Annotated in this window: 4 protein-coding genes; 2 read left to right on the top strand and 2 right to left on the bottom strand. The window is 69.0% G+C overall.

Annotated elements, in window-relative coordinates; translation table 11 throughout:
• The coding region (locus tag WAW85_RS05510; protein ID WP_422558640.1) for a metallophosphoesterase family protein at window positions 1-1056 on the bottom strand (1056 nt) is incomplete at its 3' end.
• Between the two features lie 111 nt (window positions 1057-1167).
• Window positions 1168-2670: a DHA2 family efflux MFS transporter permease subunit gene (locus WAW85_RS05505; protein ID WP_422558639.1), complete on the bottom strand. Its 1503-nt coding sequence runs from the start codon at window positions 2668-2670 to the stop codon at window positions 1168-1170.
• A 215-nt stretch (window positions 2671-2885) separates the two neighbouring features.
• On the opposite strand from WAW85_RS05505, the gene WAW85_RS05500 reads away from it, so the two are divergent.
• Window positions 2886-3758, top strand: a complete 873-nt coding sequence (locus WAW85_RS05500; protein WP_422558638.1) for a hypothetical protein — start codon at window positions 2886-2888, stop codon at window positions 3756-3758.
• A partial coding sequence (locus tag WAW85_RS05495) for an ABC transporter ATP-binding protein (RefSeq protein ID WP_422558637.1) occupies window positions 3755-5658 on the top strand: 1904 nt, incomplete at its 3' end. The genes WAW85_RS05500 and WAW85_RS05495, both read left to right, overlap by 4 nt.

Raw genomic sequence — 5658 nt, 5'->3', positions numbered from 1 at the left:
GGCGATCACCGTGAGGTCGTGATGGCGGTCCCAGATCCACAGGGCCGCAAGACGTTCGGAGAACTCCTCGAGGAGTTCGTCGAACGCAGCCTTATCGTCGAGGCCCAATGCCCCGACCGCGGCGAGTTTCACCACAGTGCGCCGTTTGGACGGCAGCGCGCTCAGCGTTTCGCGGAGCGCCGCAAGATCGCGCGCACCGTTGACGTCCCGCCGCACGGTGGTGAACGTCCACTGCCCCACCCGGTGTCGGCGTACCGCGGCGGCGGACTCACCGCCGCGACGCAGCGTTACCTCGAGGACCTCACCGGAGGCGCTCTCAACATGATCGAAGTCGGTCACTTCGGGTGCACCGGCGTACCAGATCCGATCGGAGTCACCGATCGAGGTGGTGGAGTGCCGGTCGCCGAGCGCGATGTAGTCGACCAGTCCGGAGTCGACCGCGGCCTGCAGATTCGCCGAATCGACCGTCGCCGGATCGGCGCCAGGGCTGAAGCTGTCGACTCCGCCGTGGCCCACGACGATGCGCAGGTCATCGCTAGCGGACAGCCGCGCAAGCTGGTCGGCGATCAGGTCTGACTCGGGCTTCTTGCTGGTCCACGGCGCGGCGACCAAGGTGACGCCCGCCCGCACTCGCACCACCCCGGCCCGATCGAGGACCTGCACGTTCGGCGGGCACGCGCTGACGAAGGTCTGGCTGCGGTAGATGCTCGTCGCGTCGAGCGGGTCGTGGTTGCCTGGCAGCAGGTAGACCGGCACCGGAAAGTCACCGAGCGCGTCGAGGGTGCGCCGGACGATCCGCGCCGATACCCGCGGGTCGTCGAAGACGTCTCCGCAGACCACGACGAACTCGGCACCGGTCTGTCCGGCGAGTCGGCCGATCGCCACGACCGCATCCTCGCGGGCCTGATCGTAGGTGTGCTGGGCATCGGCGGACAGGAAATGCCGCGTCATTCCCAGTTGCCAGTCGGCGGTGTGCAGAAAAGTCACCTCGCGGTCGGCTCCCGCGTCGACGCGCACGGTGGCGGACTCGGGCATATCGAACAGCGCCGATGTCACTGTGGGCTTCCCTTCGCCGGAATTGATTCGTCGAGACGATGGTACGAAGTGCCTCCGACAAAACCCGTCAGGCTCGGCCGACGCCCCCTGCCGTCCGCTTCCGCTCCGGACTCACTTCGCGGCAGCAGCGACGGGAACGTACTGGTGGGGCGGGCGTACCAAGAACAAGGTGGCGATCGTGCCGAGCAGCAAGACGGCAGCCCCGAGGTACAGCGACTGGCCCATGGCGTCGGCAAAACCGCCGCGCACCGGCTCCGGGAGCTGTTGGACGTGCCCACCCGCATGCTGCTGCAGGCCCCGCCCGGGCAGTTCGGCGGCCAGTCGGGTCATCATCAGCGAACCGATGGCGGCCGCGCCGATCACAGAGCCGACTACGCGGGTGGTGTTGTAGACACCCGACCCCGCCCCGGCAGCCTGCCACGGCAGGCCGCGCGTTGCCGTGGCCGCCAGCGGCGCCCAGATGCAGGCACAGGCCAAGCCCATCAGGTAGGTCGGCAGCAGCAGCAACCACACCGGGGTGGCCGGATCGAAAAGCAACCCGGCCCAGCCCAGCGCGATCGCATAGCCAAGCAGGCCCGTTGAGACGACGCTGCGCGGGTGCACCCGATCCAAAATCCGCCCGACGATCGGTGCACCGATACCGGTGAGCACCGCCATCGGGACCAGCACCAATGCCGATCGGGTCGGCGACATACCGCCAACAAACTGGAGGAAGAACATGATCGGAATCATCGAGCCGGACACCGCGAAACCCATCGTCGCGATACCCACATTCGACAGGGTGAAATTCCGGTCCCGGAACAGGGTCAACGGCACCAGCGGCTCACCGGCGGTGTTGGCCTCCCAGAAGACGAACATCAGCATGAGGAGCACGCCCGCACCGATCACCAGCCAGATCCAAAAAGCCCAATCGTAGGTCTGTCCCTCTTGAATACCGAAGACCAGCGCGCTCAAGCCCACGGCCGACAGCAACACGCCGTTCCAGTCGAACATGTGGTCGTGCGTCTCCACTTCAGGCACCAGCACCGCCGCCAGTACCAGACCGATCAGGCCGACCGGCACGTTGATAAAGAAGATCCACTCCCAGCCAAAGGAGTCCGTCAAGATGCCGCCAAGCAGCGGCCCGATGAGCGTCGCGACCCCGGCGACGGTGCCCCACACGCCCATGGCGGCGCCGCGCCGCTCTGGCGGGAACATCCGCGTCACCAACGCCATGGTCTGCGGCGTGATCAGCGCCGCCCCGAGACCCTGCACGGCGCGCGCGGCGATCAATTGCTCGATCGAGCCGGAGAGGGCGCACCACACACTCGCGGCGGTGAACACCACCAGACCGATCTGGTAGATCGGTTTGGGACCGAACTTGTCGCCGAGGCGACCGGCGAACAAGAGCGGTACCGCGTAGGTCAGCAGGTAAGCGCTCGTCACCCAAATGATCCCGTTGACGCCGGCATCCAGGGCTTCCATGATCTGCGGCTGGGCGACCGCGACGATCGACATATCAACCAAGATCATGAAGAAGCCGACACACAGGGCCAGCAGGGCGGCCCACGGTCGGTCGGTCACCGGCGTGAATTCGGGCGCAGCCGGCGTGGTTGGCGCGGCGGGATCGGTCATTTCAGTCACCTCCGTCGGGGCACCGCCGCCGATACGGCGGCTGTCCGCATCCGACGACGAGGCGCAGACACCGTAGCACCGGCGTACACCGCACCCGATGCGCGTCTGGCTAACCTGGAGGGCACCAGCGGTGTGACACCGCACACCAGCCATCAGGGAACAGCCGTCCGCCGACCATGGTTGCAATGGTGTTGCCGCCTAGAACGGAGACCGCCATGATCGGCAAGAAGAAGTCGCGCGCCCACGCGCCCGCCGTCAACCCGCACGCCCAGCTCGACGTGTACCACCCGGCCGCCCTGCCCGTACCGGTCAGCGAGGTCGCCGTACCGGAGGTCGTCGGCGCCGATGGCACCGGGCAGCCGTCGACGCGCGGCGTCGCCCTGGTCACCCGAATCGTCGAGAAGGCACATCGCCTGCAGGAGCCGGCGGTGGCGAAGTACGTCGCCAAACTGCGGGCCAAGTACCCGGACGATTCGCCCGCGCAGCTCATTCACCGGTTGGAACGCCGGTACCTCAACACCGTGACCGTGTCCGGCGGCGCGGTCGGCGCCACCGCCTCCATCCCCGGTGTCGGCACCATCACCGCGATCTCGGCCTTGAGCGCCGACACCGCGATCTTCATCGAAGCCTCCGCGCTGTACGCGCTGGCGGTCGCCGAGGTGCACGGCATCTCGCCGGACGACTCGGAACGACGTCGCACGCTGGTCCTGTCCGTGGCGATGGGCGAAGAGGGGGTGGCGGCACTGGGAAAGGTGGCCGGCGCCCGCGGCACCGACGCGATCGCCCGGCTGACCGGCAACGCCATCTCGGCCGGTCGCCTCGCGAGCCTGAACCGCATGCTGACCAACAAGCTGATCAAGAAGTTTGCGATCCGTCGGGCGCCGCTCCTGGTGGGCAAACTGGTGCCCGGCGGAATCGGCGCGGCAATCGGTGGTGCTGGTAACCGCGCCCTCGGCACACTGGTGCTCAAGAACGCGACGGAGGCCTTCGGCCCGCCACCCCGGCACTGGGACGTCGACGGCGCCGTGGTCACCTCGCCGAGCACAGCGGTCACGCCCTTGCGGGTGCGCCGCGGAGAGGCTCGTTGACCAACGGCTGGCTATCGCGCCTCGGTGCACGCTGCTGGCAGCACCGCCGCCTGACGCTGGCCACCGGCGCGGTCACCCTCGGAGCGGTAGCCGCGGATTTGGTGGCACCATTGCTGGCGCGCGCCGCCATCGATCATGCCACCGGCGCCGCCGCGGCCCGGTTCGCACTCTCTGCGCTCATCGGCGCGCTGCTTGGGGCGGCATTGATCCGCTATGGGTGCCAGTTCGGGCGGCGGTTGCTGGCCGGGCGGCTGTCCATCGTCGTGCAGGACGACCTGCGCCGGTCGATGCTCGCTACCTTGCTGCGTGTGGACGGCCCCAGCCAGGACGGCATTCGCACCGGCCAGGTGGTGTCCCGAGCGATCACCGATCTGCAGGTGGTGCAAAGCCTGCTGGCGATGGGTCCCCTCGCGCTCGGCGGCGCCATGCAGGTGGTGGTCGCGCTGGGCATTATGGCGTGGCTGTCGCCGCTCCTGACGCTCATTGCGCTCGCGGTGGTCCCCGTCGTCGCCCTTGTCGCCTATCGCGGACGCCGACGCATGTTCGCTGCTACCTGGGCGGCTCAACAGTCGGCCGCCGAACTCGCCGGCCACGTCGAAGAGACGGTGACCGGCGTCCGTGTCGTCAAAGGCTTCGGGCAGGAGCACCGCGCAACCGACGAGCTCGCCGAACTCGGCGGCACCCTCTACCGGTTGCGGCTGCGCTCCGCGCGTCTCTCGGCCCGCCTCACCCCGACGATGGCGGCCATCCCGCAGATCGGCATGGTGCTGGTGATCGGCATCGGCGGCTGGCTCACCCTGCGCGGCGAGCTCACCGCGGGCACGTTCCTCGCCTTCTCCACCTACCTCGCGACGATGACCGCCGTCGCGCGGACCCTCACCGGCCTCGTGATCGCCGGTCAACTGGCCGGCGCCTCCAGCGCCCGGGTCTTTGACGTCATCGACCACCCGCGGGACCGCTCGCTGGCCAACACCGGCGAGCCTCCCGACGGGCCGCTGGGCATCGGACTGCGCGACGTCTCCTTTGCGCACGGCGACCGCCCGGTCCTGCGCGGTGTCGACCTCACCGTTGAACCCGGTGAGTGCGTCGCGGTGGTCGGCGGTCCGGGTTCGGGAAAAACCACACTCACCGCACTCCTGGCGGACATCTACCAGCCGGATGCTGGCACGGTTGCGCTCACCGACACCGCGGGCCGTGCCTACGACGTCGCCGAACTGCGCCCCGACGCCCTGCACGCGGCCCTCACCGTCGCCTTCGACGACCCCTTCCTGTCGTCCGATACCGTCGCCGCCAACGTCGCACTCGGTCCGCTGGGGCCCCCACCGCCGGGGTGCCCGGACTTGCGTGCGGCCACCGACCCGGCCGCAGCCACCGAGTTCATCGACCGACTTCCGGACGGCTTCGCCACCAGCATCGGTGAACGCGGCCTCACCCTGTCCGGCGGTCAGCGCCAGCGCATCGCCCTGGCCCGGGCGTTCTACGCGCGACCGCGCGTACTGGTGCTCGACGATGCGACCTCCGCCGTCGACGCGGTCACCGAGGCGCGGATCCTGAACCAGCTGCGCGATGACGGCACCACCCTGCTGATCCTCGCCCACCGCCGCTCCACCCTGGCCATCGCCGACCGCGTCGCGGTGCTTGACGGTGGCCGGATCGTCGATGTCGGGACCGTCGACGAGCTCGATGTCCGCTGCGCCCGCTTCAGTGAACTGATGTCATCGACACTGACGAACGATGACGAGGTAGGCGCCCAGATCGACGCCCAGCGCGCCATTCCGATCGCCGACCTGTGGCCGGACTCCTCGGCCACCACCGCGCAGCGGGCCCGCGCCGCGACCGGGGAGCCCGCTGCCAAACCCGGTTCCGGCGGCAATCGCGCCGGCCGCGGAAACCTGAGCAG

The organism is Gordonia sp. (in: high G+C Gram-positive bacteria) (assembly GCF_049299075.1).
Classification (GTDB): domain Bacteria; phylum Actinomycetota; class Actinomycetes; order Mycobacteriales; family Mycobacteriaceae; genus Gordonia.
This window is presented reverse-complemented; position numbering and strand designations above follow the sequence as displayed.

Bases quoted from the DNA above. Each gene is read 5' to 3' on its own strand.
- WAW85_RS05500 (WP_422558638.1), top strand. From the start codon at position 2,886: ATGATCGGCAAGAAGAAGTCGCGCGCCCACGCGCCCGCCGTCAACCCG.
- WAW85_RS05505 (WP_422558639.1), bottom strand. From the start codon at position 2,670: ATGACCGATCCCGCCGCGCCAACCACGCCGGCTGCGCCCGAATTCACG.